A 26,739-nucleotide genomic window follows, 5' to 3' on the forward strand; every position below is an offset into this window, starting at 1 on the left:
CGCTAGTGAGGAAAATATAAAATATTTTCAATGTGGATAACTATCCAGGTTTTCTTAATCCAGCTCCAGCGCCTAGCCCCTCAAGTCGCTTCGGTCCGCCCGATGAAGTCAAAGAGCGACTTTACCGGTCGGCCCTCCAACGCTTGTCGGGGCTGACCAAGGCGCTTCCGCTTTTCTTATTTTACAAACTAAATGTACGAAGATACTAGTACTCGCTGTTTTTTAAAACCTTCAAGACTAAAACGGATATCAAGATCTCATTCAATGTGTTGGTTGAAGATTGAAAACGAGAATACTTCACATGAAAGGAAAAACTTATGCCTGTGAGGGTAAGAAAACAGAGCTGGCGGTCACAAAAAAAGGAAAACTTGTCGTTGTGAGAGAGAAAGAAGAGAGCTGACGGTCACATAGATACTATTCCTGGTCCTAAAATGTAACCTACCTGAAAGAGTTTTTAAAGTAATATTTATATGGGAAAACAACTAAATTGAACTCTAAACTGCGTGCAACAGGTGATGATCCTACCTCCAGTATTCCATGCACATTGGATAGAATACGAACCACTTCCTTCTATATATATAGCAACAGTCTACAGGAATATTTTTCACCACGTCCAAATAGTTAGAAATCTCTTTCCCCACTTGTAAAATACCAATGTGCTCGCTATAATAGTAAAAGTGTGTTGAACATAATTAAAAAGCGGAATACTTCTTGCATTTGGATTATGTTTTATGTATAATAGACAATGTTGGTCTTTGACTGCGATGATGCGAAAGGTTGCTGACACACCCGGCCGCTTTGCCATGGCGAGTGTGTGGGAAATTCGCGGAGAATGTCTATTTTAAAATAGGCGAAAAGGAGGGAAAGTAATGGCAAAACAAAAAATTCGTATCCGTTTGAAAGCTTATGATCACAGGATTCTTGATCAATCCGCAGAGAAAATTGTTGAAACTGCAAAACGTTCTGGTGCGGCGGTGTCCGGCCCAATCCCACTACCTACAGAAAAGTCAATCTACACAATTCTTCGTGCGGTGCATAAGTACAAGGATTCTCGTGAGCAGTTCGAAATGCGTACGCATAAGCGTCTGATTGACATCATCAATCCGACTCCGCAAACGGTCGATTCACTAATGCGTTTAGACCTGCCATCAGGTGTAGATATCGAAATCAAACTTTAATAAATAAAACATTATAATTCACAGGAGGTGTGACTGAAATGACCAAAGGAATCTTAGGAAGAAAGATCGGTATGACTCAAGTATTTGCTGAAAACGGCGACCTTATCCCGGTTACTGTGGTAGAAGCTTCTCCAAATGTAGTGCTTCAAGTGAAATCTGCTGAGACAGATGGCTACGAAGCAATCCAGCTTGGCTTTGAAGACAAGCGCGAAAAGCTTTCTAACAAACCTGAAAAAGGCCACGTTTCAAAAGCAAACACTGCTCCTAAGCGCTTCGTAAAAGAATTGAACGGAGTCGATGTAGCAGGATATGAAGTTGGTCAGGAAGTCAAAGTTGATATTTTCGCAGAAGGCGATATCGTAGATGTTACAGGAATCTCAAAGGGTAAAGGTTTCCAAGGTGTAATCAAGCGCCACGGACAATCTCGCGGACCAATGGCTCACGGTTCTCGTTACCACCGCCGCCCTGGTTCAATGGGTCCTGTTGCTCCGAACCGCGTATTCAAGGGTAAATTACTACCTGGACGCATGGGCGGAGAGCAGATTACTGTTCAAAACCTGCAAATCGTTAAAGTTGACGCAGAGCGTAACCTTCTTCTAATCAAAGGAAACGTTCCTGGTGCTAGAAAAGCCCTTCTAAAAATCAAAGGTGCTGTAAAAGCTAAGTAATTTTTACAGGAAAGGAGGAAACAAGAATGCCTAAAGTAGCATTATTCAACCAAACTGGTTCACAAGTTGGAGAAATCGAACTTAACGATTCAGTATTTGGTATTGAGCCTAACAACCACGTAATGTTCGAAGCGGTAGTAATGCAGAGAGCTTCATTACGTCAGGGAACTCATAAAACTAAAATTCGTTCTGAAGTAGCGGGCGGTGGACGCAAACCGTGGAAACAAAAGGGAACTGGACGCGCGCGTCAAGGTTCTATCCGTTCTCCACAATGGCGCGGTGGCGGTACTGTATTCGGACCAGTTCCACGCAGCTACAGCTACAAATTGCCTAAGAAAGTTCGTCGTTTAGCAATCAAATCTGCGTTATCATCAAAAGTACAATCTGAAAACATCCTAGTCCTTGAAAGCCTTGCTTTTGAAGCTCCAAAGACAAAGGATTTCAAAACTGTACTTAGCGGTCTTTCTGTTAATACGAAAGCCTTGATCGTAACAGCAGGTCTTGAAGAGAACGTAGCACTTTCAGCACGTAACATTCCTGGAGTAACTGTTGTTACTGCCGATGGAATCAATATATTAGATGTTCTAAATCATGATAAGCTGATCATGACAAAAGCAGCTGTTGAAAAAGTAGAGGAGGTGCTTGCATAATGGATGCACGCGAAATCATTAAGCGCCCCGTTATTACAGAACGTTCTTCTGACCTAATGGCTGAGAAGAAATACACTTTCGAAGTTGATACTAGAGCTAACAAGACTCAAGTTAAAGATGCTATTCAAACTATCTTCGGCGTTAAAGTTGAAAAAGTTAACATCATGAACTACAAAGGTAAGTTCAAGCGTATGGGCAAGTTCGGCGGTTACACAAACAAGCGTCGTAAAGCAATCGTTAAACTTACTCAAGACAGCAAAGAAATCGAATTCTTCGAAGTATAATAATCCAATAAGAAGAGGAGGGGAACGAAATGGCGATTAAAAAGTACAAACCTACCTCCAACGGTCGTCGTAATATGACAGCATCTGATTTTGCTGAAATTACAACTGACAAGCCGGAAAAATCCTTGCTTGCTCCGTTGCACAGAAAAGGCGGTCGTAACAACCAGGGTAAGTTAACTGTTCGTCATCAAGGTGGCGGCCATAAGCGTCAGTACAGAATCATCGACTTCAAACGTACAAAAGATGGCATTCCAGGACGCGTTGCCACAATTGAGTATGATCCAAACCGTTCAGCAAACATTGCGTTAATTAATTATGTAGATGGTGAAAAGAAATATATCCTAGCTCCTAAAAACTTAGTAGTAGGCATGGAAGTTATGTCTGGCCCAACAGCTGACATCAAAGTAGGTAATGCTCTTCCACTAGCTAATATCCCAGTTGGTACAGTAGTACACAACATTGAATTGAAGCCTGGTAAAGGCGGACAATTAGTTCGTTCTGCTGGTACTTCAGCACAGGTTCTTGGTAAAGAAGGCAAATATGTATTGATTCGTTTGAACTCTGGCGAAGTACGTATGATCCTTTCTGAGTGCCGTGCAACTGTAGGTCAAGTCGGCAACGAACAGCACGAATTGATCAACATCGGTAAAGCAGGTCGTTCACGCTGGTTAGGCAAGCGCCCAACAGTTCGTGGATCTGTAATGAACCCTAATGATCACCCACACGGTGGTGGTGAAGGACGTTCTCCAATCGGACGTAAATCACCAATGTCTCCATGGGGCAAGCCGACTCTTGGTTTCAAGACTCGTAAGAAGAAAAACAAATCCGACAAGTTTATTGTACGTCGACGTAAAAAATAACGGGATTGATCTACGGTTCGCGGGAACCGTAGGGCAATCGCGAAGGGAGGTTCAATTATGGGTCGCAGCTTAAAAAAAGGACCTTTTGTTGATGAGCACTTAATCACAAAGATCGAAAAGTTAAATGAAACTGAAGCGAAGAAAGTTGTTAAAACTTGGTCTCGCCGTTCAACGATCTTCCCACAATTCATCGGACACACGATTGCTGTCTACGATGGTCGCAAACATGTACCTGTTTATGTCACTGAAGACATGGTAGGCCACAAGCTTGGAGAATTCGCTCCAACTCGTACTTACAAAGGACATGGTAATGACGATAAGAAAACAAGACGTTAATGAGAGGAGGGCATCCAAATGCAAGCTAAAGCTGTTGCAAGAACAGTTCGTATTGCTCCTCGTAAAGCTCGACTAGTTCTAGATTTAATTCAAGGAAAGCAAGTTGGTGAAGCGGTAGCTATCTTAAACCTTACCCCCAAGGCAGCTTCTCCAATCGTAGATAAAGTGTTGAAATCTGCATTAGCAAACGCAGAGCACAACTATGAGATGGATGTTAATAACCTTGTCGTATCGGAAGCTTATGCTAACGAAGGACCAACGTTGAAACGTTTCCGTCCCCGTGCTATGGGCCGTGCAAGTGCTATTAACAAACGTACTAGCCACATTACAATCGTTTTATCAGAAAAGAAGGAGGGATAATCAGTGGGTCAAAAAGTAAATCCAGTCGGTTTGCGTGTCGGAATCATTCGTGATTGGGAATCAAAATGGTACGCAGGCAAAGACTACGCTGATCTTTTACACGAAGACCTTAAGGTTCGTGAGTACATCACAAAGCGTTTACGCGATGCATCTCTTTCTAAAGTAGAAATCGAGCGCGCTGCAAACCGCTTGAATGTAACTGTCCACACAGCGAAACCAGGAATGGTTATCGGTAAGGGTGGTACAGAAGTTGAAGCACTTCGTAAAGCGCTAAACGAACTGACAGGCAAACGTGTTCATATAAACATTCTTGAAATCAAAAAAGCTGATATCGAGGCGAAATTGGTTGCAGAAAACATCGCACGCCAATTGGAAAACCGTGTATCTTTCCGTCGCGCACAGAAGCAAGTTATCCAACGTGCAATGCGTGCTGGCGCTAAAGGTATCAAGACAATGGTATCCGGCCGTCTTGGCGGTGCAGACATCGCTCGTTCAGAACATTACAGCGAAGGAACAGTTCCACTTCATACTCTTCGTGCCGATATCGATTATGCTACTGCTGAAGCAGATACAACTTACGGTAAGCTAGGCGTTAAAGTATGGATTTATCGTGGAGAGGTCCTTCCTACGAAGAAGAAAAAAGAGGAAGGAGGCAAATAATATGTTATTGCCTAACGCGTTAAATATCGCCGTCAACACCGTGGCAAGATGCGCGGTCAAGCTAAGGGCGGTACTGAAGTAAACTTCGGTGAATTCGGTTTGCAAGCACTTGAAGCTTCTTGGATCACAAACCGTCAAATCGAATCTGCCCGTATTGCAATGACTCGTTACATGAAACGTGGCGGTAAAGTCTGGATCAAGATTTTCCCTCACAAGCCATATACTGCAAAGCCTCTAGAAGTCCGAATGGGTTCTGGTAAAGGTGCTCCTGAAGGTTGGGTAGCAGTTGTTAAACCAGGCAAAGTAATGTTCGAAGTTGCTGGCGTTTCTGAAGAAATTGCACGCGAAGCATTACGCCTTGCTGCACACAAGCTTCCTGTAAAGTGCAAGTTTGTTAAACGAGAAGAAATTGGTGGTGAATCTAATGAAAGCTAATGACATTCGTGACCTTACCACTGCTGAAATTGAACAAAAAGTTAAATCTTTAAAAGAAGAGCTTTTCAACCTGCGCTTTCAATTAGCGACTGGACAACTTGAAAACACGGCTCGCATTCGTGAAGTACGCAAAGCGATTGCTCGCATGAAAACTGTAATTCGTGAACGAGAGATCGGCGTTAACAGATAATTGAGAGGAGGTTCTCACAATGAGTGAACGCAACCAACGCAAAGTTTATACTGGACGCGTAGTATCTGACAAGATGGACAAAACTGTTACTGTTCTTGTTGAAACATACAAAAAGCATCCTTTATACGGCAAGCGTGTAAAATACTCTAAGAAATTCAAAGCTCATGATGAGCAAAACGAGGCAAAAATCGGCGACGTAGTACGTATCATGGAAACTCGTCCGCTATCTGCCACAAAACGTTTCCGCCTTGTTGAAGTGGTGGAAAAAGCTGTTATTATCTAATTGTTCGGATTAAGGTTCATTCCGAAGGGAGGTTACTCGCATGATCCAACAGGAAACACGTTTAAAAGTTGCTGACAATTCAGGTGCACGTGAGGTTCTTACTATAAAGGTTCTTGGCGGTTCTGGCCGTAAGACTGCTAATATCGGAGACGTTATCGTTTGCACAGTGAAACAAGCAACACCAGGTGGCGTTGTTAAAAAAGGTGACGTTGTCAGAGCAGTTATCGTTCGTACAAAAACTGGTATGCGCCGTACTGACGGTTCATACATCAAATTTGACGAGAATGCTTGTGTAATCATCCGTGACGATAAGAGTCCTCGTGGTACTCGTATCTTCGGACCAGTTGCACGTGAGCTTCGTGACAACAACTTCATGAAGATCGTTTCATTAGCTCCAGAAGTACTATAATCTATTTCAAATGCCTTTAAGGAGGTGCACACAGATGCATGTAAAAAAAGGTGACAAAGTAATGGTCATCTCTGGTAAGGACAAAGGCAAAACAGGGATCATCCTTGAAGCTTATCCAAAGCAAAGCCGTGTTCTTGTAGAAGGAATCAACATCGTGAAAAAACACGCTAAGCCTTCTCAAGTAAATCCACAAGGTGGAATCTTGAACCAGGAAGCACCTATCCATGTATCAAACGTAATGCCTGTAGATCCGAAATCCGGTACGCCAACCCGAGTTGGTTACACTGTCGAGAACGGCAAGAAGGTACGCGTTGCTAAAAAATCCGGTGAAGTTCTAGATAAATAGTCTATTGAAGAAGGGAGGTACAATCGATGAACCGCCTAAAAGAAAAGTTCAACAATGAAATTACTCCTGCTCTAATGAGCAAGTTTAACTATAAGTCAATCATGGAAGTTCCTAAACTTGAAAAGATCGTAATCAACATGGGTGTAGGTGACGCTGTTGCCAACGCTAAAGCTCTTGATGTTGCAGTTGAGGAATTAGCAACGATCACTGGTCAAAAGCCAGTCGTTACTCGTGCTAAGAAATCAATCGCTGGCTTCCGCCTTCGTGAAGGTATGCCAATCGGTGCGAAAGTTACTCTTCGCGGTGAGCGCATGTACGAATTCATCGACAAGTTAATTTCAGTTTCTTTACCACGTGTACGTGACTTCCGCGGTATCTCCAAGAAGTCTTTCGACGGACGCGGTAACTACACGCTTGGTGTTAAGGAACAGTTAATCTTCCCTGAAGTTGATTACGATAAAGTAAATAAAGTACGTGGCATGGACATTGTTATTGTAACGACTGCTAACACTGATGAAGAAGCTCGTGAACTATTAACACAATTCGGAATGCCATTTCAAAAGTAATCTCTAATAAGAGGGAGGCGAAAACGTGGCTAAGAAATCAATGATTGCGAAACAAAAACGCACGCCTAAATACAAAGTACAAGAGTACACTCGCTGTGAGCGCTGCGGCCGTCCGCACTCTGTATACCGCAAATTTAAGCTTTGCCGTATTTGTTTCCGTGAATTAGCATACAAAGGACAAATTCCTGGTGTGAAAAAAGCTAGCTGGTAAAACTGAAAGCTCTGGAAGGAGGTAAATTAAATGGTCATGACAGATCCGATTGCAGATTTGCTAACTCGTATTCGTAACGCGAATATGGTTCGTCACGAAAAACTAGAAGTACCTGCTTCTAACATTAAAAAAGAAATCGCTGAGATCCTTAAGCGTGAAGGTTTCGTGCGTGACGTTGAATATATCGAAGACAATAAGCAAGGTATCATCCGTATCTTCTTGAAGTACGGTGCAAACAATGAGCGTGTTATCACTGGTCTTAAGCGAATCAGTAAGCCAGGACTTCGCGTTTATGCAAAATCTACTGAAGTACCACGCGTACTTAACGGTTTAGGTATTGCTCTAGTTTCAACTTCAAACGGCGTTTTAACTGACAAAGAAGCTCGCGCTAAGCAAGTGGGCGGAGAAGTTCTAGCATACGTTTGGTAATAGATTTTTCTGAATGAATGGAGGTGCAACAAATGTCACGCGTAGGTAAAAAACCAATTGAAATTCCAGCTGGTGTTACGGTTACTCTTGATAACAATCACGTAACAGTAAAAGGACCAAAAGGTGAATTGTCTCGTACTTTTCACTCTGACATCGAAATCAAGGTCGAAGAGAATGTAATCAACATTTCTCGGCCAACTGATAACAAAGAACATCGTGCATTGCACGGTACGACTCGTGCGGTTCTTGCTAACATGGTTGAGGGTGTATCTAAAGGATTCGAAAGAGGTCTTGAGCTAGTAGGTGTCGGTTACCGTGCATCTAAGCAAGGTACCAAGCTTGTACTTAACGTAGGATACTCTCATCCAGTTGAAATCGAGGCAGAAAAAGGCCTTGAGATCGAAGTCCCAACAAACACTAAGGTGATTGTAAAGGGAACTGATAAAGAGCGTGTTGGCGCATTGGCTGCTAACATCCGTGACGTACGTCCACCAGAGCCTTACAAAGGTAAAGGTATTCGTTATGAAGCGAATATGTACGCCGCAAAGAAGGTAAAACAGGTAAGTAATGCCGCATAGGTTAACGAAAGGAGTGACGTAAATGATTACGAAGGCTGATAAAAACGCTACTCGCCGTAAAAGACACGGTCGTGTCCGTGCGAAACTTAGCGGAACTGAAGCTCGTCCTCGTCTAAATGTGTTCCGTTCTAACAAGCACATTTATGCTCAACTAATCGACGATGTAAAGGGAGTAACTCTAGCGAGTGCTTCTACTTTAGATAAAGAAGTTAATGTTGAAGGCAACAACCTGGAAGCAGCAAAGCAAATCGGTGAATTGATCGCTAAGCGTGCTGTAGAAAAGGGTTATAAGTCAGTAGTATTTGACCGTGGCGGATACCTCTATCATGCCGCATTCAGGCACTTGCTGATGCTGCCCGCGAAAACGGCTTAGAATTTTAATACAAAAAGGAGGGACATACAAAGATGCGTCGTATTGATCCAAACAAACTTGAACTTGAAGAACGCGTAGTTACAATTAACCGTGTTGCTAAAGTTGTAAAAGGTGGACGCCGTTTCCGTTTTTCTGCTCTAGTAGTAGTAGGAGACAAAAACGGACATGTCGGCATGGGTACTGGTAAAGCACAAGAAGTACCTGAAGCGATTCGCAAAGCTATTGAAGATGCGAAGAAGAACCTAATCCAAGTGCCAATGGTTGGTACTACAATTCCCCACCAGGTTATCGGACACTTTGGTGCTGGTGAGATCCTTCTGAAGCCTGCTTCTGAAGGTACTGGAGTTATCGCTGGCGGACCAGTTCGTGCGGTACTAGAATTAGCAGGTGTACATGATATCCTGTCTAAGTCACTAGGAACTAACACTCCAATCAACATGGTTCGTGCAACTCTAGAAGGTCTATCTCAACTTAAACGTGCAGAGGACGTAGCAAAACTACGCGGTAAATCTGTGGAAGAACTGTTAGGATAAGGAGGGAAATCAAATGGCTAACAAATTAGAAATTACCCTCACTCGCAGCCTGATCGGCCGTCCGCAAGATCAGCGCGAAACAGTTAAGGCTCTTGGCTTACGTAAAATGAACCAAACAGTTGAGCAACAAGATAATGCAGCAATCCGCGGCATGATCAACAAAGTTTCTCACCTTGTTACTGTAAACGAAAAATAATTTATCCTTTTTAAAATAAGGAGGTGCCAACATGAAACTTCATGAATTAAAACCTGCAGAAGGTTCCCGTAAAGAACGCAAACGTCTAGGACGTGGTATCGGTTCTGGCCAAGGTAAAACTGCTGGTAAAGGTCATAAAGGTCAAAACGCTCGTTCAGGCGGCGGTGTACGCCCTGGTTTTGAAGGTGGTCAAACTCCTTTATTCCGACGCTTGCCGAAACGCGGTTTCACGAACATCAACCGCAAAGAGTACGCAGTCGTTAACCTTGATGCTTTGAACGTATTCGAAGATGGAACTGAAGTGACTCCAGAACTTTTAATTGAAACAGGTCTTGTCAGGAAGGAATTAGCAGGTATTAAAGTACTTGCTAAAGGAAGCCTTGAGAAGAAACTAACTGTTAAAGCTCATAAGTTCTCCTCTGCAGCCGAAGAAGCGATCAAAGCTGCCGGCGGTCAATCTGAGGTGATTTAATGTTCCAGACAATCTCCAATTTTATGCGCGTGGGTGAAATTAGAAATAAAATTCTCTTCACCCTTTTAATGTTGATTGTATTTCGTATCGGTACATTTATACCTGTACCGAGCGTAAATGCAGATATTTTGAAAGCACAGGATGACATGAGTGTCTTCGGTGTACTGAATACTTTCGGTGGCGGTGCGCTGCAGAACTTCTCTATTTTCGCGATGGGAATCATGCCGTACATCACCGCTTCAATCATCATCCAACTTTTGCAGATGGATGTTGTGCCAAAGTTTACCGAATGGTCCAAACAAGGAGAAGTCGGACGCCGTAAATTAGCTCAGTTTACCCGCTATTTTACGATCGTTCTTGGTTTTATCCAGGCACTCGGTATGTCTTATGGCTTTAACAATATGGCAGGCGGATTATTGATCCAGAATGCCGGTGTCGCTACTTACTTGCTGATTGCTGTCGTTTTGACTGCCGGTACTGCATTTCTTATGTGGCTCGGTGAACAAATCACTGCAAAAGGCGTAGGTAACGGTATTTCAATCATTATCTTTGCAGGTATTGTTGCTGGTATTCCGACAATGGCCAACCAGATTTATGCACAGCAGTTCTCTGATGCTGGGGACGCATTGTTCCTTCGCATTGTGACTATGCTGCTTATTCTATTGGCTGTTATCGCAATCGTTGTGGGTGTTATCTTCATCCAGCAGGCAACACGTAAAATACCTATCCAGTACGCTAAACGCATGAGCGCAGGAAACAACGCGGTTGGCGGCCAGAACACTCACCTTCCGTTGAAAGTGAACGCAGCTGGCGTCATCCCGGTTATCTTCGCGATTTCGTTTATCGTTACACCTCCGACAATCGCTCAGTTCTTCGGCACGAATGATGTGACACTTTGGATCCAGAAAACGTTTGATTATACACAGCCGATCGGCATGATCGTGTATGTGGCATTGATCATTGCGTTCACGTATTTCTATGCGTTCATTCAGGTGAATCCTGAACAGGTTGCCGAGAACTTGAAGAAGCAAGGTGGATATGTCCCAGGCATTCGTCCGGGCAAAAACACACAGGAGTACCTGACTAGGGTTCTATATCGTCTGACATTTGTCGGCGCGATCTTCCTTTCTGTAATCTCTGTGCTGCCAGTATTTTTCATCCAATTTGCTGGTCTGCCTCAATCCGTACAGATTGGCGGAACAAGCTTGCTGATCGTAGTCGGCGTTGCGCTTGAAACGATGAAGCAGCTTGAAGCTCAGCTTGTAAAACGCCATTATAAAGGCTTTATAAAATAAGATTTAGGGGGCTCATGGTTCCCTGAATCTTTCAATAGAGACTGAGGGGGGAAATCTTGTGAATTTAGTTCTGATGGGGCTTCCGGGTGCCGGGAAGGGCACGCAAGCCGATAAAATTGTTGGTAAATACAACATCCCTCATATCTCAACAGGAGATATGTTCCGTGCAGCTATCAAAGAAGGAACGGAACTTGGAGTACAGGCAAAATCATTTATGGACAAAGGAGAGCTAGTTCCTGATGAAGTAACAATCGGGATCGTCCGTGAGCGCTTACGCAAAGCTGACTGTGAAAATGGATTCCTCTTGGATGGATTTCCACGCACAGTAGCGCAGGCTGAAGCTCTGGATACTATGCTTGCTGATCTTGGCAAAAAAATTGATTTTGTCATTAACATTGATGTTGATAAAAGCATCTTAATGGAACGTCTGACAGGACGCAGGATTTGTAAGAACTGCGGCGCTACCTATCACCTTGTGTTCAACCCTCCTGCAAAGGAAGGCGTTTGTGACCGTTGTGGCGGCGAGCTTTACCAGCGCGCTGATGACAATGCCGAAACTGTTCAAAACCGTCTGGATGTAAATGTCCAGCAAACAAAACCACTGTTGAACTTCTATGAAGATAAAGGCTACTTACGCAATATTAACGGTCAGCAAGACATTGATGTCGTTTTTGTTGATATCGAAGGATTGCTTGGGGGCTTAAATTAATGATCGTCTGTAAAACCTCTCGTGAAATAGAGATTATGCGAGAAGCAGGTCGCATTGTAGCGATGACTCACCAGGAGTTGAAAAAGCAAATTGCTCCTGGCATTACAACTAAAGAACTGGATGCCATTGCTGAGGATTTCATCCGCAAACAAGGTGCAACTCCTTCTTTTAAAGGTTATAATGGTTTTCGCGGCAGCATCTGTGCGTCTGTTAATAACGAACTAGTTCACGGGATACCTGGCGAACGGGTTCTTAACGAAGGTGACATCATCAGTATTGATATCGGAGCAAAGTACAACGGATACCACGGGGACTCTGCTTGGACTTACCCGGTAGGAAGGATTGATGAAGATGCCCAGCGTCTATTGGACGTGACCCAAGAGTCGTTGTTCAGAGGCTTGAAAGAAGCCAAGCCAGGGGAACGTCTTTCGAACATCTCCCATGCGATTCAAACGTATGTGGAATCAGAAGGCTTTTCTATTGTTCGTGAGTATGTCGGCCATGGAATTGGGCAAGAATTGCATGAGGACCCGCAAATTCCTCATTACGGACCTCCTAACAGAGGACCTAGGCTGAAGCCTGGTATGGTTCTATGCATAGAACCGATGGTGAATGCAGGAAGCCGCTATGTTAATACGTTAGCCGATGATTGGACTGTTGTAACGGTTGACGGTAAAATGTGTGCCCATTTTGAGCATACAATCGCGATCACAGAGACTGGTTTTGAGATATTAACCAAAGCCTGATTTCAGTGATTGGCCGTCGGTATCTGTTTTTAGTCTTTAAATTGGCGGAAATGTGATTTCTATGCGGACGGGATGCCAGCTTTATGTTATAATCATAAGGTTGAGTATTTCTCAATGTTATTCTCAATTGCTTGCTGCTTAGAACGTGTCACAAATAGGAAGCTACATTCCGTCAAACGCGGAGTATTTGATTTAATACGATTTGAATAAAGAAGGGAGACCAGTTTATGGCGAAAGATGATGTAATTGAAATTGAAGGCACAGTATTAGAAACTTTGCCTAATGCAATGTTTAAGGTAGAATTAGAGAATGGTCATACAGTGTTGGCTCATGTTTCCGGTAAAATAAGAATGCACTTCATTCGTATTCTGCCAGGAGATAAAGTAACAGTCGAGCTTTCTCCATATGATTTGACTCGCGGAAGAATTACTTACCGCTTTAAATAAACCGTGACTCCGTCTATCAAGGAGGTTAGAGTAATGAAAGTGAGACCATCTGTTAAGCCAATTTGCGAAAAATGTAAAGTTATTCGCAGAAAAGGCAAAGTTATGGTGATCTGTGAAAACCCTAAACATAAACAAAAACAAGGATAATTTTAAAGGAGGTGCGCATCTAGATGGCACGTATTGCTGGTGTAGATATTCCACGTGAAAAGCGTGTAGTTATTGCTTTAACATACATTTACGGAATCGGCAGACCAACTGCTGAGAAGGTTCTAGCTGATGCTGGTGTTTCTGAAGACACTCGCGTTCGCGATCTTACTGAAGAGGAACTTAACAAAGTCCGTGATATCATTGACAAGTTAAAGGTTGAAGGTGACCTTCGCCGTGAAATTTCATTAAACATCAAGCGTCTAATGGAGATTGGTTCATATCGTGGTTTGCGTCATCGTCGTGGCTTGCCTGTTCGCGGTCAAAATACGAAGAACAACGCACGTACTCGTAAAGGCCCACGTAAGACTGTAGCTAACAAGAAAAAATAATCCGTAAAGGAGGGTAACATATAAATGGCTCGTAAAACTAATACACGCAAACGCCGCGTCAAAAAGAATATTGAAAGTGGAGTTGCGCATATTCGTTCAACTTTCAACAATACTATCGTAACAATTACAGACGTACATGGTAATGCATTATCATGGTCTAGTGCAGGTGCGCTTGGTTTCAAGGGTTCACGTAAATCCACTCCATTCGCAGCACAAATGGCAGCAGAAACTGCAGCTAAAACTTCAATGGAACATGGCTTGAAAACACTTGAGGTTACTGTTAAGGGACCAGGTGCTGGCCGTGAAGCAGCAATCCGTGCTCTTCAAGCAGCAGGTCTTGAAGTTACAGCAATCAAAGATGTAACTCCAGTTCCACATAACGCTGCCGCCCGCCAAAACGTCGCCGTGTTTAATTTTTCTGTATAGATTTGTAGTCCTGTCTATAATGGGATATGATACAAATATTTCTAGGTATACAGAAATCATTAATCCAGTTGTTGTGCACAAACGGGAACGTATACATGGGGGAATTTCGGTAAGGTAAAGAACCTGCCGGGGTTTCGACGTTTTGAAGGAGGGTATATTTGATGATCGAAATAGAAAAACCAAAAATCGAAACGGTTGAGATCAGCGATGATGCCAAGTACGGCAAGTTTGTCGTAGAACCGCTTGAGCGTGGATATGTACAACTTTGGGTAACTCCTTACGTCGTATCCTATTATCCTCACTCCCAGGTGCAGCTGTCACATCGATTCAAATCGATGGAGTACTTCATGAGTTCTCAACAATTGAAGGCGTCGTAGAAGATGTAACATCAATCATTCTAAACGTTAAGAAATTAGCGTTGAAAATCTACTCTGATGAAGAAAAGACACTTGAAATCGACTTACAGGGTGAGGGTCCAGTAACTGCATCTGCAATCACGCATGATAGTGATGTCGAAATCCTTAATCCGGATCTTCATATCGCTACTCTTTCAAGCAAAGGCTCATTGCGCATGCGCCTTACTGCAAGAAGAGGCCGCGGATATAATCCTGCTGACCAAAATAAGCGGGAAGACCAGCCGATCGGTGTAATTCCTATCGACTCAATCTATACGCCGGTTTCACGCGTATCATATCTAGTAGAAAACACTCGTGTAGGGCAAATGACGAATTATGACAAGCTGATATTTGACGTATGGACAGATGGCAGCACTGGTCCTAAGGAAGCTATTGCACTAGGCTCAAAAATCCTGACTGAGCATTTGAACATTTTTGTCGGCTTGACTGACGAAGCTCAAAACGCTGAAATCATGGTAGAGAAAGAAGAAGACCAAAAAGAAAAAGTTCTGGAAATGACCATTGAAGAACTTGACCTTTCTGTTCGTTCATATAACTGCTTAAAGCGTGCCGGTATCAACACTGTGCAGGAGCTTGCTCACAAGACAGAGGAAGATATGATGAAGGTTCGCAACCTTGGCAGAAAATCATTAGAAGAAGTAAAAGCAAAACTAGAAGAGCTAGGCTTAGGCTTACGCAAAGATGACTAGTTAATGCAGTTTAACTAGGCATTTTGCTGTCAGTACTAAAACTGCCGGCTTATGACTTCAACAAAGGAGGGAAACACTCATGGGATACAGAAAGTTAGGACGCACAAGTGCCCAGCGTAAAGCAATGCTACGTGACTTAACAACTGATTTGATTATTAATGAGCGTATTGAAACTACTGAAACACGTGCGAAAGAGCTTCGTTCAGTTGTTGAGAAAATGATTACTCTTGGAAAGCGCGGAGACCTTCACGCTCGCCGTCAAGCATCTTCTTGGGTTCGTAACGAAGTTGCAAACGCTGAAACAAACCAGGATGCAGTTCAAAAATTATTCGCTGACATCGCTCCACGCTATGCTGAGCGCCAAGGTGGATACACTCGTATTATGAAACTTGGACCACGTCGCGGTGATGGTGCGCCAATGGTAATTATCGAGTTAGTTTAATACCATTAAACAACCAACAAGGGCGATGGACAGTTTATACAAACTTGTTTCATCCCCTTTTTTTCTTATACTGAGGCCAAAAGCCTCTGTCGAAAACTAAAAGAAGCAGCACAAGCCAAAACGAGCGTTATGATGAGCAGGCCACTAGGAAAGAAGAGTTCACTGGCCCCATCGGCTGGTTACTTCAGGACCCTCCTGAATCGGTTAGCGATAGATGCATCATTTATCTATAATCGGAGCTGTTCTGCCTGTCTCGTCTAGCTCATGTACTTCTCCCCAGTCCTAATAGGACCTGCAGTTTGCAGATCGTTTCCGACAGGGGAGAGATGCAGGCTTTTTTTATATACAAATAATTTTTATACGATAAAAAGTCAGTACAAAGAGTAGAGACAGTTAAGAAGAGTTGAGAGGAGGGCGGAGATGAGCAAACCCTTAGTTAGGATAGAAAATGTATCTTTCACTTATGAAGGACAGCAGACTCCCGCGTTAAGCAATATCAGTTTTGATATTTTTGAAGGAGAGTGGCTGGCGATTGTCGGGCATAACGGTTCTGGCAAATCTACACTTGCAAAGCTTTTGAACGGCCTGCAATTTCCGCAGCGAGGTTCGATTGAGGTATGCGGGGTCAATTTATCAGAGAATACAGTTTGGGATGTAAGAGAAAATGTAGGAATGGTTTTTCAAAATCCTGATAACCAGTTTGTTGGAACAACAGTTCGGGATGATGTGGCTTTTGGTCTGGAAAATCACGGCGTACCTAGAGAAACAATGGTAGAGCGCGTGCAGACTTCACTTGATAAAGTCAATATGGGAACCTTTCTAAATCAAGAGCCGCACCATCTGTCTGGCGGCCAAAAACAGCGTGTTGCCATTGCTGGAGTCCTGGCACTGCAGCCGTCAATCATTATTCTGGATGAAGCAACATCCATGCTCGACCCAAGAGGCCGTGCAGAGGTAATAGAAACTGTTCGTGAGTTGAACGATCGTGAGAACATAACGGTCATTTCGATCACCCACGATCTTGAAGAAGCTGCGAAAGCGGACAGGATCATCGTGATGAATAAAGGGGAGCTATACCGTGAAGGAACTCCCGAGGAAATTTTTGAAATGGATGAAGAACTGATTAAGCTGGGACTGGACATTCCCTTTGCTGTAAAAATGAGCAAAATCTTGCGTGAAAAAGGAATTGCACTTACGAAATCATATTTGACAGAAGAAGAGCTGGTGACGGAATTATGGACATCTCACTCAAAAATGTAGAATATCGTTACCAGGCTGATTCCCCATTCGAGCGTCTCGCAATTTCAGATGTATCCATCGAAGTCCCTTCAGGAACGTATCTTGCGGTTATTGGTCATACAGGATCAGGCAAGTCAACTGTGCTGCAGCACTTGAATGCCCTTTTGAAGCCTACAAAAGGCTCAGTTTTGATCGGCAGCAGGGAAATCAAGGCTGGCCGGAAAGAGAAGAATTTGAAGGGTGTCCGCGAGAAGGTAGGCATTGTCTTTCAATTCCCGGAACATCAGTTATTCGAGGAAACGGTCGAAAAGGATATTATGTTTGGCCCGATGAATTTTGGCGTTACAGAGAAAGAAGCGAAGTCACGGGCAAGAGCCGCAATCAATCTGGTCGGATTGCCGGAAGAAATTCTTGAGAATTCACCATTCGATCTTTCAGGCGGACAAATGCGCCGTGCAGCCATTGCCGGAGTCCTGGCAATGGAGCCAGAGGTCATAGTATTGGACGAGCCTACTGCAGGTTTGGATCCACGCGGACGTAAAGAAATTATGGACTTATTTTATTCACTTCATAAAAAAAGAAATCTTTCTACTGTTCTTGTTACCCACAGCATGGAAGATGCTGCCCGCTATGCGGATGATATCGTTGTTATGCACCAGGGGAAGGTTTTTACAAAAGGCACGCCAGAACAGATCTTCTCGAATCCCAAGGCTTTGTTGGAATTGGGACTGGATGTACCGGAAGTAGTTGGCTTGCAGTTGAAGATCGAAGAAGCCTTCAATACTAAGTTCAGCAAAATCAGCCTTTCCGAGGAAGAACTCGCCGAAATGGTGGCAGAGTTTATGGAAGGGGGCGGTCCAAAATGATGGAGAAAATGATTTTTGGCCGTTATGTGCCGGGAGATTCTATCCTTCATCGCATGGACCCGCGTTCAAAGCTGATCATCGTATTCCTTTTCGTAATCGTCGTATTCATCGCGAACAATGTGGTTACGTATGGAGTTTTAGCTGCTTATACGCTTATTATGGTCGGACTGTCGAGGATTCCGCTGAGGTTCTTATATGGCGGACTCAAGCCAGTATTTTTTCTGGTGATTTTCACGTTCCTGCTCCATATCTTCATGACAAAGGAAGGCGATGTCATCTTCGAACTGGGATGGCTGCAAATATATGAAGAAGGTCTCAGGCAAGGTATCTTCATTTCACTAAGATTCTTGCTGCTGATTTTGATCACGTCACTATTGACCTTGACTACTACGCCAATCGAAATCACGGACGGACTGGAGACATTATTGAATCCTTTAAAGAAATTTAAATTCCCCGTCCATGAGCTGGCGTTGATGATGTCGATTTCCCTGAGATTCATCCCTACGCTCATGCAGGAAACAGATAAAATCATGAAGGCTCAAACTGCCAGGGGAGTGGAGTATAACAGCGGTCCGATCAAAGACCGAATCAAAGCGATTGTTCCATTGCTGATTCCGTTGTTCATCAGTTCGTTCAAGCGGGCGGAGGAACTGGCAGTCGCAATGGAGGCACGAGGCTACAAGGGTGGCGAAGGACGCACCAAATACCGCCAGCTGACATGGGGGATGCCGGATACTATAATGATTCTGTTTCTGGCTGCTGTCACGATTCTATTAATCGTTTTAAGAGGGTAATCACTATGCCGCGAATCAAATGCACCATTTCATACGATGGCACTGGTTTTTCTGGCTACCAGGTGCAGCCTGGCAAAAGGACTGTCCAGGGTGAGCTGGAAAAGGCCCTTGAAAAGCTTAGCAAGGTACAAGCATCAGAGTCAGTGCGTCTGGCCGTACAGACGCAGGAGTACATGCCCGCGGCAGGTCGTCCATTTTGACACAATGCTTGAAATTGAGCCTGCCAGGTGGCAAATAGCGCTTAATTCATTGTTGCCTGATGATATTGCCGTTCTTTCAGTAGATATAGCGAAACCAGATTTTCATGCACGATTTGATGCAGTCGGCAAGGAGTACCGTTATTTTTTGCTGCAATCAAAGCATCGTGATCCTTTCCAGCGGAATTATGCCTACCAGTTCCAGTATGAATTCAACTTTGACGCAATGAGGGAAGCCAGCAAACATCTGCTTGGGACCCATGACTTCACTAGTTTTTGCTCGGCCAAAACTGAGGTGGAAGATCGAGTCAGGACGTTGAAGGAAATCGATTTTTACGAGGAAAACGGTTTGCTGGTATTCAGGTTTGTCGGAGATGGCTTTCTGTACAATATGGTAAGGATCCTTGTAGGAACTTTGCTAGAGGTTGGGACAGGCAAAAGGGATGCTGCCAGCATGCAACAGCTACTCGAGGATCAAGACCGTACCCGGGCCGGCAAGACCGCACCTGGACACGGACTGTATCTGTGGAAGGTTTTTTATGAGGAATTCGAAAATAAATTTTAAAAAAATGCTGTTTTCGTAAAGAGTGTTGTTAAAATCCTAAAGCCGATTTTAACGTAAGGCATACCCATTTTGCAGTCGGTATTAAGTTTGCATGCTCTTTTCTCATAAGAAGCGTCAGCTTTACGAAGGGTTATGGGTGATTCAATTCAGTTTTGTATTCAATAGCAACAAAGTTTGAGAAAAGAGCGTAAAAAAATGATATGACAACTAATCCTGGTGTTGACAATCTCTCAACTACAGGTTAAGATATCATATGTATGTATTTTAAACCCACGATCAGCCCCGGAAGAGCTTTTTCGTGTTTGAAAATATACCAACGACGAACTTGATTTTTTTTTGACTATTTAGGAGGGAAACTCATGCGTACAACGTTTATGGCAAATGCCAACAATATCGAGCGTAAATGGTACGTAGTTGACGCTGCAGGCAAGACCCTTGGTCGCCTTTCAACTGAAGTTGCAGCTATTCTACGTGGTAAACATAAACCAACTTTCACACCACATGTTGACACTGGTGATCACGTAATCATCATCAACGCTTCACAGATTGAACTTACTGGTAAGAAATTGACTGACAAAATCTACTTCCGCCATACAATGCACCCAGGTGGATTGAAGCAAAGAACAGCTCTTGAAATGCGTACAAACTACGCTGAAAAGATGCTTGAACTTGCAATCAAAGGCATGCTTCCAAAGAACTCTCTTGGACGCCAAATGTTTAAAAAGCTTCATGTATATGCTGGAAACGAGCATCCACATCAAGCACAACAACCTGAAGTTTACGAACTTCGCGGATAATTAATAAGGAGGTAATTAACTTGGCACAGGTTCAATATATCGGTACCGGTCGTCGTAAGAGCTCCGTTGCGCGAGTTCGTTTAGTACCAGGCACTGGAAAAATTACAATCAATGATCGTGAAATTGAAGACTATATCCCATTCGCAGCTCTACGTGAAGTAGTTAAGCAGCCGCTTGTTGCTACTGAAACTGTAGGAAGCTACGATATCCACGTTAACGTAAATGGCGGTGGATACACTGGCCAGGCTGGCGCAATCCGCCACGGTATCGCTCGTGCGTTACTTCAAGCTGACCCAGAATTCCGTCCAACACTTAAGCGTGCTGGACTACTGACTCGTGACGCTCGTATGAAAGAACGTAAGAAATACGGTCTTAAAGGCGCCCGCCGTGCACCTCAGTTCTCAAAGCGTTAATCTTTTCGCTTCGGAAGACTCTCAACCTCTGGTTGGGGGTCTTTTTTTATGGTTTTTTTAGAGAGGTGCTGGGAGGGAGGATCCCCAACTGGATAAAACCGTCCCGAATTTCCAGTTCGCCAATAAATTTCGTTTTTCGCCAATAAGTGGGTGATTTTCGCCAATAAAAAATGAAAATCGCCAATAAAATTAGAAAATCGCCAATAAAGTTGTGAAAAGCGACAATAAAATTTTGAAACAGTTGTTGCTGAGATGTTGAATACGCAATTATTGTTGATTTCTTAATGGAAGTAAGTCGGATCCACGATTTTTGGTGGCTGAAAATCCAAAAGTGATGGCATACCAACCCAAAAAAGCGAAGGCATGATTCTATGCCTCCGCCCAAATGCTTTAGTCCTCATAACCCTGCATGGAATCCATATGGCTGGCGATCATCGCGATAATGGTAGGAGCCTCTTCCTTGGTAAATATAAAGTTTGTTTCGTCTTTAACCATTTCATCATCCTCGGTCCAAATCCGATTGATGCGGCGAAGGACTCCGTCACCCGTTTCCTCGACAAGTCCGAACTGGTAGGTAACCTCAACTTCATCCTCTTTTAAAAATGCCGTGACCTCAGGTGTCTCCCACTCAACGTCGATTTCCTCAAGGATATCGTCGTCTATAAGCTCCGCCACATATAGCTCATCATCATCATCATCGACTCCTTCGTCTTCATAATATACCGTGTCATCATCTTCCGTTGCATAAACGACATCGAGCTCGTCCTCATCATCGTTTATGTAATCGTGGAAACCTTCGTGAACCGCATCGACAATATCATCAATATCCGAGAGAATGACACGTGCCGGCTGCTCAAGATCCTCATCAATGGTTTCCGTATAGAATTCTTCGTTATGCGGATCAAAATATAATATATAGAAATAGTCTCTTTCACCATCATCATAATCCACAAAGAACTGGATCCTAGGATGCTTCGAGCCTCTCTCAACCGCCATCTGTCCTTCTTGATCATACCTTTCACAAATAGATTCAAGATGATCCTGCAACTCTCCAACGACACGATCGAACCATTCCATAGACATAGAAATCCATCCCTTCATCTGTATTCAGGTTTAGCTTGCCCTGTCGTCCACATTATCCTTGTTAGTAAATTAAAGGAAAATCCCTTTAGGAGGTAGATGCTGTACAAGAATGATGACCCCCTGTATTGCCCGAAAATGCGGAAAAGAAGCCAAATGGGTAAAAGGAGAGGCGTTGCATTGCCCGAAAATGCGGAAAAGAAGTCAAAAGGGTAAAAGGAAAGGCATTGCATTAATAATTCCTCATACACAATAATAACCGCCTGAGCTCACGCTTCCAGGCGGTTTCCTTCTATATTCCTAGCATATCTCCAGCTAAATCCGGAAAATCAATAAAAGGGTTTCGATTACCCTGGAGCTCATGGATTGCTGCATTCCGATGCTTTTCGTATAGTGTAACGGGATAATTGCCATGCCAGCCCAGCAGAACCTCAAGACTCATCTTTGTATCCATCCTGATAACATCCTTATATCTTATAGCAAAATAAAACACGGCCCTTGCGACAATTCCTTTGCCATATTCGGGTTCGAATTTACCGCCTTCCACCATGCCGCAGCCTGTCCTAATACCAGTAGCAGCAAGCTCAGGTTCATAGGACTGAAAATCGTAATAAGGAAGATTGCTCCTCATGCTATTGCATCCAGGTTCACAGGCAAACAAGTGGTAGAGATCGCCTCGCATTGGCTCATCGCCATCAAACCAGGATTGGGGCACAACATGTTCGGTATTGAAAAGAAACTCGGAACTGGTTGTAAAGCCTGCCTCGCTCAAAGTATTCATGAGTCGCAGATCCTCTTCAATTACCTCAACCGGGTCAAGATCCTGCCCGGAGTAAAGGCTCTTCAGCTGCAGGTTCTCCTGCAAATCCACCCATGGATAAACATACTCATGCGGCGAATACTTTAAATGGGAAGAGTGTGTTCTGACCAGCAGTGAATGAAGTTCTTCCGGTGTAAAAACAGCGTCACAGTAATACTCATCGCGTATCCTCGCGTCCAGCTCTGCATCAAAATACGTTTTATTCTCGATGTTATGAATATACAGCTCGCTAGCCGACAGGATCATATGGCATCCATGACCATCGTTTTGAAGCTCTGGTCGAAGATTTCAGCAAGGTGCTCTGGCACAGTCAGATAAACGAGGCCATTGCCTTCCAGCTTAGGCGAATTGCCGAGCGGCACAGTCCGCTTGACCAGTTGTGCATACAATTCAGGTTCTGTCAGCTCTCGCTCAAAGTGGGCTTTAGCATATGTTTTAATCAATGCCAGGGCACCCGAAACGTGCGGAGCTGCCATCGAAGTACCGCTCAAGGTCGCATATTTTCCGTTCAGATAGGTTGAGGTGATACGTTCTCCTGGAGCCACAAGGTCAATTTCATTATGTGAGTTGGTAAATTCGGATGAACCTCGTTCAAGGTTCACGGCGCCCACACTGATGACTTCGTTATAAGCACCAGGATAGGCAAATTCATTGGTAGCAACATCGCCATCTCCTTCATTGCCGGCGGCGCAAACGACAAGGATATTCTTTTTGACAGCGGCCTGAATCGCCTTGTGCAATTCAGGAACGTCAGCTGGACCGCCCAGCGACATCGAGATAATATCCACTTCCTGCTCAATCGCATAATGAATACCTTTGATAATCCACTCATATTTTCCTGAACCAGCCTTGTTCAAGACTTTTACAATCAGCAGCCCTGCCTCGGGTGCAACACCGATGACGCCTGCTTCATTTTTATGTGCGGCAATCGTGCCAGCCACATGTGTACCGTGGCCATTATAGTCAGTATACAGATCAGGGTTGCTGCGGTCATCATCGGTAAAATTCCTGCCGCTGATAATTCGGTCTTTTAAATCCGGATGTGTCGTTTCACAGCCAGTATCCAATACAGCAACCTTCATTCCCTTTCCTTTCGTTTCGTTCCAAAGCTTAGGTGCCTGGATCAGCTCAACACCTTTTGGCACCTCTTTGATTTCGTCAGCTTCATCAATCACGGTATAAGGAATAACACGAACACCTTGCTCCATTTCTTTCCCTCCTTAGAGATAAAATTGAAGCTAGTTCTTGCTGTAATAATAAGTCTAACAATTCTGACTATTAATGAAAAGGACCGTTAGTAGGGTATTTAATAGAAATGGATATCCATAATTGGGTATTTTATCCTAATGAGAATGCCGCGATATTATTCAGTAAACGTCTGAGAAAAATGGAAAAGGAATCGTCGGTCAACATTGCATTACTCCCTTACGAAGGTTGAACACTACTTTCTAAGGGGTGAGATTACTTTGAACGTCGTAACGACATTTATAGATAAAAGAAAACAAAAACAAGTGAAATATGAGCGATCGATGCTCCGTGAATTATCAATCAACATTCTGCAAGCAAGGGTGAAACATTATTTTGGCTCATCAAGGCTTACCTCGAATCTAATCATGAATTCAGGAATCGAAGAAGCTTGCTATGATGTAGCGATAGAAGCATATTTACTGGGTGCCAAATTCAGCCGTTTTGGATATTTCGGTGAACCGATAGAGGCGGTTAAGCCCCGCTGTGAAAAAGAAGAGCGGCATTTGATTGACACTTTATATAATTTTTTCCTTTTTTGGGGGATGGGTGAAGAGGGAGTAGGTTCAGAAGAGCTTTATTATTTGTGTGAACAGTATGTAGACAGCTGGTGGAGAGAAGGTTCATGAAGGGTGAAAAGAAATATAAAATGAGGCTGCATTAGCAGCGGTTCTAAACTGTCACCCTGTCCCATATAGTTTATTATCAGGGACTAGCTGGGAAGGATGGTTTAGAACATGCTGAAGAAACTCAAAATGGTAATATTTGCAGCCGGCCTTGCCGTGCTGTTCCTTATATTGCAGTATGATTTTACCGAGAATGACTCCTGGGAATCATGGAACCTGCCGCTTTCAGGGAAAATCATCTATCTCGATCCAGGACATGGAGGCGTTGACCCGGGGGCAGGAGAAGAGGAACCCTTTGAAAAAGATATCGCGCTTAGCGTTTCCTTGAAATTGCGGGATTATCTACAGCAACAGGGAGCCCTTGTCATCATGACTCGCGAGACAGATGTCGACCTAGCGGATAAAGGACTCAAGGGCTACAGTAAGCGAAAGGTCCAGGATTTAAAAAGACGACTGGATTTGATAAATGAGTCTGAGGCAGATTTTTTTGCAACGATACACTTGAACGCGATCCCGTCCTCCAAATGGAAAGGGGCACAAACTTTCTACTCAACGAACTATAAAGAAAACAAAAGAGCCGCCAAACTAATCCAGGACCAATTGCGCCGAAACCTTGAAAACACAGACCGAGATGCAAAGGCGGCGAATAGTATCTACTTATTGAAGAATATTAATAAACCTGGGGTTTTGGTCGAAATAGGGTTTTTATCCAATCCCCAGGAAGCCGCAAATCTGAGAGATGAGGCATATCAGGAAAAAGTTGCGGCCTCAATTTATAAAGGAATGCTCAGGTACTTTACAGACGAACAGAAATTTTGGGAAAAATAAAGAGGGGTCCTGGATCCTTCTTTTTCTTTTGAGTAATAAGTGAAAATTCACTTTGATAATTGTCCAGCTTCAGCTCCTAACTCCTCGAGACGTTTCGGTCCTGCCAATGAAGTCAAAGAGCGACTTCACTGTCAGGACCTCCAACGCTTGTCGGAGTTGGGCAGTCGCCTCCGCTTTTCTTTTAGAAATGTGTGATAGGTTTAACACTTAGGAGTTTTATCATTATGTTATACTGTCTTTGGGGATAAATTTTTACAGAGGAAGGTGTCATTATGTTAACTGAGGCTAAAGTACGTGAAAGTTTAAAAGACCTTAAGGAACCATTTTTACATAAAACACTCGAAGAGATAAATGCAATCGAAGAAATTAAGATCAAAGAAGAGAAGAACCATGTAAGCGTTAAAATTGCCATCGCGAAAACAGGTACAGCAGAACAGCTGCAGCTGCAAACTGAGATTGTCAATATCTTAAAAAGCGCTGGAGCGGCATCTGTAGGCTTGCGTTTCTCTGAACTGCCTTCAGAAGTTCTATCAAAATTCCAGACAGCGGCTCCTGAAGAAGAGGAAGGCTTGCTTGCTCCTAATAGCCAAACAACCTTCATCGCGATCGCGAGCGGAAAAGGCGGAGTGGGTAAATCCACTGTATCCGTGAACCTTGCTGTCTCACTGGCGCGTTTGGGCAAAAAAGTTGGACTTGTTGATGCTGACATATACGGTTTCAGTGTCCCTGACATGATGGGCATCACGAAACGCCCGGTAGTAAGAGGGGAAAGAATCATTCCAGTTGAAAGACATGGCGTGAAAGTCATCTCTATGGGATTCTTTGTGGAAGATAACGCACCAATCATCTGGCGCGGCCCGATGCTTGGCAAAATGCTGAACAGCTTCTTCAATGAAGTCGAGTGGGGAGAACTGGATTACCTCCTATTAGACTTGCCTCCAGGTACAGGAGACGTCGCATTGGATGTGCACACCATGCTGCCATCATGTAAAGAAATCATCGTTACCACTCCGCATCCGACAGCGGCATTCGTTGCTGCGCGTGCAGGTGCGATGGCTCTACGTACGGATCATGAAATCCTCGGTGTCATTGAAAACATGTCTTACTTTGAAAGCAAGCTGACTGAGGAAAAGGAATATGTCTTTGGACAAGGCGGCGGCGAGAAGCTGGCTGACGAGCTAAACACTAAGCTGTTAGGTAAATTGCCATTAGGCCAGCCAACCTGGAATGAAGAAGACTTTGCACCATCCATTTATCAGGAAGACGATAAAATTGGCGCACTTTATACAAATATTGCCCAGCAAGTTGTCCAAATGCTTGGAAAGTAAGAAAAGCGCAAGCGCTTGGTCAGCCTCGACAAGCGCTGGAGGGCCGGCCGGTGAAGTCGTTCTTTGACTTCATTGGGCGGACCGAAACCGAAAAGTATAGCCGACTGCCCAGAAACGCAGAAACTGGAGACTCCGACAAAGAAGCGCTTTTTGCTTCTGCCGGCGGAGTTGAAGTTTCGGAGTTTCTAGGAGGCGAAACTAGACAAGCGACTCAAGGGG

The 26,739-nt window shown here is 43.8% G+C and carries 36 protein-coding genes and 6 pseudogenes; 39 read left to right on the forward strand and 3 right to left on the reverse strand.

Annotated elements, in window-relative coordinates; all coding sequences use genetic code 11:
• Positions 1-869: 869 nt before the first annotated feature.
• From rpsJ to rpsI, 36 genes and pseudogenes are all read left to right on the forward strand, one after another.
• Positions 870-1,178: a 30S ribosomal protein S10 gene (rpsJ, locus tag JCM21738_RS14235; RefSeq protein ID WP_009791329.1), complete on the forward strand. Its 309-nt coding sequence runs from the start codon at positions 870-872 to the stop codon at positions 1,176-1,178.
• Positions 1,179-1,216: 38 nt separating this feature from the next.
• Positions 1,217-1,846, forward strand: a complete 630-nt coding sequence (gene rplC / locus JCM21738_RS14240; RefSeq protein ID WP_023626430.1) for a 50S ribosomal protein L3 — start codon at positions 1,217-1,219, stop codon at positions 1,844-1,846.
• A 26-nt stretch (positions 1,847-1,872) separates the two neighbouring features.
• Positions 1,873-2,496 (forward strand): 50S ribosomal protein L4, encoded by a 624-nt coding sequence (rplD, locus tag JCM21738_RS14245; RefSeq protein WP_023626429.1) that lies wholly within the window; start codon positions 1,873-1,875, stop codon positions 2,494-2,496.
• The gene (rplW, locus tag JCM21738_RS14250) at positions 2,496-2,780 is read left to right on the forward strand and encodes a 50S ribosomal protein L23 (RefSeq protein ID WP_023626428.1); all 285 of its coding nucleotides are present in this window, start codon (positions 2,496-2,498) and stop codon (positions 2,778-2,780) included. The genes rplD and rplW overlap by 1 nt, the downstream gene beginning before the upstream one ends.
• Positions 2,781-2,809: 29 nt before the next feature.
• Positions 2,810-3,640, forward strand: a complete 831-nt coding sequence (gene rplB, locus JCM21738_RS14255; protein ID WP_023626427.1) for a 50S ribosomal protein L2 — start codon at positions 2,810-2,812, stop codon at positions 3,638-3,640.
• 57 nt (positions 3,641-3,697) lie between these two features.
• On the forward strand, positions 3,698-3,976 hold the full coding sequence (rpsS, locus tag JCM21738_RS14260) for a 30S ribosomal protein S19 (protein ID WP_023626426.1): 279 nt from the start codon (positions 3,698-3,700) through the stop codon (positions 3,974-3,976).
• A gap of 18 nt (positions 3,977-3,994) precedes the next feature.
• Positions 3,995-4,336 (forward strand): 50S ribosomal protein L22, encoded by a 342-nt coding sequence (gene rplV / locus JCM21738_RS14265; RefSeq protein WP_035209542.1) that lies wholly within the window; start codon positions 3,995-3,997, stop codon positions 4,334-4,336.
• Between the two features lie 3 nt (positions 4,337-4,339).
• Entirely contained in the window at positions 4,340-4,996 is a 657-nt protein-coding gene (rpsC, locus tag JCM21738_RS14270) for a 30S ribosomal protein S3 (RefSeq protein ID WP_023626424.1), read from the forward strand.
• 1 nt (position 4,997) lies between these two features.
• Positions 4,998-5,431 (forward strand): annotated as a pseudogene (gene rplP / locus JCM21738_RS14275) (50S ribosomal protein L16).
• Complete coding sequence (gene rpmC / locus JCM21738_RS14280) at positions 5,421-5,621, forward strand: 50S ribosomal protein L29 (RefSeq protein WP_023626422.1); 201 nt, start codon at positions 5,421-5,423, stop codon at positions 5,619-5,621. Before rplP ends, rpmC begins: the two are co-directional and overlap by 11 nt.
• Before the next feature lie 19 nt (positions 5,622-5,640).
• Entirely contained in the window at positions 5,641-5,904 is a 264-nt protein-coding gene (gene rpsQ / locus JCM21738_RS14285; RefSeq protein WP_023626421.1) for a 30S ribosomal protein S17, read from the forward strand.
• A 40-nt stretch (positions 5,905-5,944) separates the two neighbouring features.
• Positions 5,945-6,313 (forward strand): 50S ribosomal protein L14, encoded by a 369-nt coding sequence (gene rplN, locus JCM21738_RS14290; protein WP_023626420.1) that lies wholly within the window; start codon positions 5,945-5,947, stop codon positions 6,311-6,313.
• A 34-nt stretch (positions 6,314-6,347) separates the two neighbouring features.
• Positions 6,348-6,659 carry a 50S ribosomal protein L24 gene (rplX, locus tag JCM21738_RS14295; RefSeq protein WP_023626419.1) on the forward strand — a complete coding sequence of 104 codons (312 nt, stop codon included), beginning with the start codon at positions 6,348-6,350 and terminating at the stop codon, positions 6,657-6,659.
• 26 nt (positions 6,660-6,685) lie between these two features.
• On the forward strand, positions 6,686-7,225 hold the full coding sequence (gene rplE / locus JCM21738_RS14300; RefSeq protein WP_023626418.1) for a 50S ribosomal protein L5: 540 nt from the start codon (positions 6,686-6,688) through the stop codon (positions 7,223-7,225).
• Between the two features lie 25 nt (positions 7,226-7,250).
• Positions 7,251-7,436 (forward strand): 30S ribosomal protein S14, encoded by a 186-nt coding sequence (gene rpsN / locus JCM21738_RS23400; RefSeq protein ID WP_009499044.1) that lies wholly within the window; start codon positions 7,251-7,253, stop codon positions 7,434-7,436.
• Positions 7,437-7,466: 30 nt separating this feature from the next.
• Positions 7,467-7,865 (forward strand): 30S ribosomal protein S8, encoded by a 399-nt coding sequence (gene rpsH / locus JCM21738_RS14305; RefSeq protein WP_023626417.1) that lies wholly within the window; start codon positions 7,467-7,469, stop codon positions 7,863-7,865.
• 32 nt (positions 7,866-7,897) lie between these two features.
• Positions 7,898-8,433: pseudogene (gene rplF / locus JCM21738_RS14310) on the forward strand (50S ribosomal protein L6).
• Between the two features lie 32 nt (positions 8,434-8,465).
• Positions 8,466-8,824 (forward strand): annotated as a pseudogene (gene rplR / locus JCM21738_RS14315) (50S ribosomal protein L18).
• Positions 8,825-8,848: 24 nt separating this feature from the next.
• Positions 8,849-9,349, forward strand: a complete 501-nt coding sequence (gene rpsE, locus JCM21738_RS14320) for a 30S ribosomal protein S5 (protein WP_035209554.1) — start codon at positions 8,849-8,851, stop codon at positions 9,347-9,349.
• 13 nt (positions 9,350-9,362) lie between these two features.
• Positions 9,363-9,545 carry a 50S ribosomal protein L30 gene (gene rpmD, locus JCM21738_RS14325; RefSeq protein ID WP_023626413.1) on the forward strand — a complete coding sequence of 61 codons (183 nt, stop codon included), beginning with the start codon at positions 9,363-9,365 and terminating at the stop codon, positions 9,543-9,545.
• A 31-nt stretch (positions 9,546-9,576) separates the two neighbouring features.
• On the forward strand, positions 9,577-10,017 hold the full coding sequence (rplO, locus tag JCM21738_RS14330; RefSeq protein ID WP_023626412.1) for a 50S ribosomal protein L15: 441 nt from the start codon (positions 9,577-9,579) through the stop codon (positions 10,015-10,017).
• On the forward strand, positions 10,017-11,312 hold the full coding sequence (gene secY / locus JCM21738_RS14335; RefSeq protein WP_035209556.1) for a preprotein translocase subunit SecY: 1,296 nt from the start codon (positions 10,017-10,019) through the stop codon (positions 11,310-11,312). The genes rplO and secY overlap by 1 nt, the downstream gene beginning before the upstream one ends.
• 58 nt (positions 11,313-11,370) lie before the next feature.
• Positions 11,371-12,021: an adenylate kinase gene (locus JCM21738_RS14340; RefSeq protein WP_023626410.1), complete on the forward strand. Its 651-nt coding sequence runs from the start codon at positions 11,371-11,373 to the stop codon at positions 12,019-12,021.
• Positions 12,021-12,767 (forward strand): type I methionyl aminopeptidase, encoded by a 747-nt coding sequence (gene map, locus JCM21738_RS14345; protein ID WP_023626409.1) that lies wholly within the window; start codon positions 12,021-12,023, stop codon positions 12,765-12,767. Before JCM21738_RS14340 ends, map begins: the two co-directional genes overlap by 1 nt.
• Positions 12,768-12,994: 227 nt before the next feature.
• Entirely contained in the window at positions 12,995-13,213 is a 219-nt protein-coding gene (gene infA / locus JCM21738_RS14350) for a translation initiation factor IF-1 (protein WP_019157108.1), read from the forward strand.
• A 33-nt stretch (positions 13,214-13,246) separates the two neighbouring features.
• A complete protein-coding gene (rpmJ, locus tag JCM21738_RS14355) occupies positions 13,247-13,360 on the forward strand; it encodes a 50S ribosomal protein L36 (RefSeq protein ID WP_003156543.1) in 114 nt (37 codons plus the stop codon).
• 23 nt (positions 13,361-13,383) lie between these two features.
• Positions 13,384-13,749 (forward strand): 30S ribosomal protein S13, encoded by a 366-nt coding sequence (gene rpsM, locus JCM21738_RS14360; protein ID WP_023626408.1) that lies wholly within the window; start codon positions 13,384-13,386, stop codon positions 13,747-13,749.
• 24 nt (positions 13,750-13,773) lie between these two features.
• Positions 13,774-14,162: pseudogene (gene rpsK / locus JCM21738_RS14365) on the forward strand (30S ribosomal protein S11).
• A gap of 174 nt (positions 14,163-14,336) precedes the next feature.
• Positions 14,337-15,280: pseudogene (locus JCM21738_RS14370) on the forward strand (DNA-directed RNA polymerase subunit alpha).
• A gap of 79 nt (positions 15,281-15,359) precedes the next feature.
• Positions 15,360-15,722 (forward strand): 50S ribosomal protein L17, encoded by a 363-nt coding sequence (rplQ, locus tag JCM21738_RS14375; RefSeq protein ID WP_023626405.1) that lies wholly within the window; start codon positions 15,360-15,362, stop codon positions 15,720-15,722.
• A gap of 420 nt (positions 15,723-16,142) precedes the next feature.
• Positions 16,143-16,982 (forward strand): energy-coupling factor ABC transporter ATP-binding protein, encoded by an 840-nt coding sequence (locus JCM21738_RS14380; protein WP_023626404.1) that lies wholly within the window; start codon positions 16,143-16,145, stop codon positions 16,980-16,982.
• On the forward strand, positions 16,958-17,827 hold the full coding sequence (locus JCM21738_RS14385) for an energy-coupling factor ABC transporter ATP-binding protein (protein WP_023626403.1): 870 nt from the start codon (positions 16,958-16,960) through the stop codon (positions 17,825-17,827). The genes JCM21738_RS14380 and JCM21738_RS14385 overlap by 25 nt, the downstream gene beginning before the upstream one ends.
• Complete coding sequence (gene cbiQ / locus JCM21738_RS14390; protein WP_023626402.1) at positions 17,824-18,621, forward strand: cobalt ECF transporter T component CbiQ; 798 nt, start codon at positions 17,824-17,826, stop codon at positions 18,619-18,621. Before JCM21738_RS14385 ends, cbiQ begins: the two co-directional genes overlap by 4 nt.
• Before the next feature lie 5 nt (positions 18,622-18,626).
• A pseudogene (truA, locus tag JCM21738_RS14395) lies at positions 18,627-19,383 on the forward strand (tRNA pseudouridine(38-40) synthase TruA).
• Positions 19,384-19,742: 359 nt separating this feature from the next.
• Entirely contained in the window at positions 19,743-20,180 is a 438-nt protein-coding gene (gene rplM, locus JCM21738_RS14400) for a 50S ribosomal protein L13 (RefSeq protein ID WP_023626400.1), read from the forward strand.
• A 20-nt stretch (positions 20,181-20,200) separates the two neighbouring features.
• Positions 20,201-20,593 (forward strand): 30S ribosomal protein S9, encoded by a 393-nt coding sequence (rpsI, locus tag JCM21738_RS14405; protein WP_023626399.1) that lies wholly within the window; start codon positions 20,201-20,203, stop codon positions 20,591-20,593.
• Positions 20,594-20,983: 390 nt separating this feature from the next.
• Here rpsI and JCM21738_RS14415 read toward each other — a convergent pair whose 3' ends face one another.
• The 3 genes from JCM21738_RS14415 to JCM21738_RS14425 form a co-directional block, all read right to left on the reverse strand.
• Positions 20,984-21,676 (reverse strand): hypothetical protein, encoded by a 693-nt coding sequence (locus JCM21738_RS14415; protein WP_023626398.1) that lies wholly within the window; start codon positions 21,674-21,676, stop codon positions 20,984-20,986.
• Between the two features lie 289 nt (positions 21,677-21,965).
• The gene (locus tag JCM21738_RS14420; protein ID WP_023626396.1) at positions 21,966-22,739 is read right to left on the reverse strand and encodes an endonuclease I family protein; all 774 of its coding nucleotides are present in this window, start codon (positions 22,737-22,739) and stop codon (positions 21,966-21,968) included.
• On the reverse strand, positions 22,736-23,701 hold the full coding sequence (locus JCM21738_RS14425) for a S8 family peptidase (protein ID WP_023626395.1): 966 nt from the start codon (positions 23,699-23,701) through the stop codon (positions 22,736-22,738). Before JCM21738_RS14425 ends, JCM21738_RS14420 begins: the two co-directional genes overlap by 4 nt.
• Before the next feature lie 258 nt (positions 23,702-23,959).
• On the opposite strand from JCM21738_RS14425, the gene JCM21738_RS14430 reads away from it, so the two are divergent.
• The 3 genes from JCM21738_RS14430 to salA all read left to right on the forward strand — a co-directional run bounded on the left by JCM21738_RS14430 (position 23,960) and on the right by salA (position 26,520).
• Entirely contained in the window at positions 23,960-24,367 is a 408-nt protein-coding gene (locus JCM21738_RS14430; RefSeq protein WP_369385753.1) for a DUF2521 family protein, read from the forward strand.
• 108 nt (positions 24,368-24,475) lie between these two features.
• Positions 24,476-25,192, forward strand: a complete 717-nt coding sequence (cwlD, locus tag JCM21738_RS14435) for an N-acetylmuramoyl-L-alanine amidase CwlD (protein ID WP_023626393.1) — start codon at positions 24,476-24,478, stop codon at positions 25,190-25,192.
• Positions 25,193-25,464: 272 nt separating this feature from the next.
• Positions 25,465-26,520 (forward strand): iron-sulfur carrier protein/transcriptional regulator SalA, encoded by a 1,056-nt coding sequence (salA, locus tag JCM21738_RS14440; protein WP_023626392.1) that lies wholly within the window; start codon positions 25,465-25,467, stop codon positions 26,518-26,520.
• Positions 26,521-26,739 lie beyond the last annotated feature (219 nt).

The organism is Mesobacillus boroniphilus JCM 21738 (genome assembly GCF_000517385.1).
In the GTDB taxonomy this organism is placed as follows: domain Bacteria; phylum Bacillota; class Bacilli; order Bacillales; family Cytobacillaceae; genus Mesobacillus; species Mesobacillus boroniphilus.

Bases quoted from the DNA above. Each gene is read 5' to 3' on its own strand.
- rpsJ (WP_009791329.1), top strand. From the start codon at position 870: ATGGCAAAACAAAAAATTCGTATCCGTTTGAAAGCTTATGATCACAGG.
- rplC (WP_023626430.1), top strand. From the start codon at position 1,217: ATGACCAAAGGAATCTTAGGAAGAAAGATCGGTATGACTCAAGTATTT.
- rplD (WP_023626429.1), top strand. From the start codon at position 1,873: ATGCCTAAAGTAGCATTATTCAACCAAACTGGTTCACAAGTTGGAGAA.
- rplW (WP_023626428.1), top strand. From the start codon at position 2,496: ATGGATGCACGCGAAATCATTAAGCGCCCCGTTATTACAGAACGTTCT.
- rplB (WP_023626427.1), top strand. From the start codon at position 2,810: ATGGCGATTAAAAAGTACAAACCTACCTCCAACGGTCGTCGTAATATG.
- rpsS (WP_023626426.1), top strand. From the start codon at position 3,698: ATGGGTCGCAGCTTAAAAAAAGGACCTTTTGTTGATGAGCACTTAATC.
- rplV (WP_035209542.1), top strand. From the start codon at position 3,995: ATGCAAGCTAAAGCTGTTGCAAGAACAGTTCGTATTGCTCCTCGTAAA.
- rpmC (WP_023626422.1), top strand. From the start codon at position 5,421: ATGAAAGCTAATGACATTCGTGACCTTACCACTGCTGAAATTGAACAA.
- rpsQ (WP_023626421.1), top strand. From the start codon at position 5,641: ATGAGTGAACGCAACCAACGCAAAGTTTATACTGGACGCGTAGTATCT.
- rplN (WP_023626420.1), top strand. From the start codon at position 5,945: ATGATCCAACAGGAAACACGTTTAAAAGTTGCTGACAATTCAGGTGCA.
- rplX (WP_023626419.1), top strand. From the start codon at position 6,348: ATGCATGTAAAAAAAGGTGACAAAGTAATGGTCATCTCTGGTAAGGAC.
- rplE (WP_023626418.1), top strand. From the start codon at position 6,686: ATGAACCGCCTAAAAGAAAAGTTCAACAATGAAATTACTCCTGCTCTA.
- rpsH (WP_023626417.1), top strand. From the start codon at position 7,467: ATGGTCATGACAGATCCGATTGCAGATTTGCTAACTCGTATTCGTAAC.
- rpsE (WP_035209554.1), top strand. From the start codon at position 8,849: ATGCGTCGTATTGATCCAAACAAACTTGAACTTGAAGAACGCGTAGTT.
- rpmD (WP_023626413.1), top strand. From the start codon at position 9,363: ATGGCTAACAAATTAGAAATTACCCTCACTCGCAGCCTGATCGGCCGT.
- rplO (WP_023626412.1), top strand. From the start codon at position 9,577: ATGAAACTTCATGAATTAAAACCTGCAGAAGGTTCCCGTAAAGAACGC.
- secY (WP_035209556.1), top strand. From the start codon at position 10,017: ATGTTCCAGACAATCTCCAATTTTATGCGCGTGGGTGAAATTAGAAAT.
- map (WP_023626409.1), top strand. From the start codon at position 12,021: ATGATCGTCTGTAAAACCTCTCGTGAAATAGAGATTATGCGAGAAGCA.
- infA (WP_019157108.1), top strand. From the start codon at position 12,995: ATGGCGAAAGATGATGTAATTGAAATTGAAGGCACAGTATTAGAAACT.
- rpmJ (WP_003156543.1), top strand. From the start codon at position 13,247: ATGAAAGTGAGACCATCTGTTAAGCCAATTTGCGAAAAATGTAAAGTT.
- rpsM (WP_023626408.1), top strand. From the start codon at position 13,384: ATGGCACGTATTGCTGGTGTAGATATTCCACGTGAAAAGCGTGTAGTT.
- rplQ (WP_023626405.1), top strand. From the start codon at position 15,360: ATGGGATACAGAAAGTTAGGACGCACAAGTGCCCAGCGTAAAGCAATG.
- JCM21738_RS14380 (WP_023626404.1), top strand. From the start codon at position 16,143: ATGAGCAAACCCTTAGTTAGGATAGAAAATGTATCTTTCACTTATGAA.
- JCM21738_RS14385 (WP_023626403.1), top strand. From the start codon at position 16,958: ATGGACATCTCACTCAAAAATGTAGAATATCGTTACCAGGCTGATTCC.
- cbiQ (WP_023626402.1), top strand. From the start codon at position 17,824: ATGATGGAGAAAATGATTTTTGGCCGTTATGTGCCGGGAGATTCTATC.
- rplM (WP_023626400.1), top strand. From the start codon at position 19,743: ATGCGTACAACGTTTATGGCAAATGCCAACAATATCGAGCGTAAATGG.
- JCM21738_RS14415 (WP_023626398.1), bottom strand. From the start codon at position 21,676: ATGTCTATGGAATGGTTCGATCGTGTCGTTGGAGAGTTGCAGGATCAT.
- JCM21738_RS14420 (WP_023626396.1), bottom strand. From the start codon at position 22,739: ATGATCCTGTCGGCTAGCGAGCTGTATATTCATAACATCGAGAATAAA.
- JCM21738_RS14425 (WP_023626395.1), bottom strand. From the start codon at position 23,701: ATGGAGCAAGGTGTTCGTGTTATTCCTTATACCGTGATTGATGAAGCT.
- cwlD (WP_023626393.1), top strand. From the start codon at position 24,476: ATGCTGAAGAAACTCAAAATGGTAATATTTGCAGCCGGCCTTGCCGTG.
- salA (WP_023626392.1), top strand. From the start codon at position 25,465: ATGTTAACTGAGGCTAAAGTACGTGAAAGTTTAAAAGACCTTAAGGAA.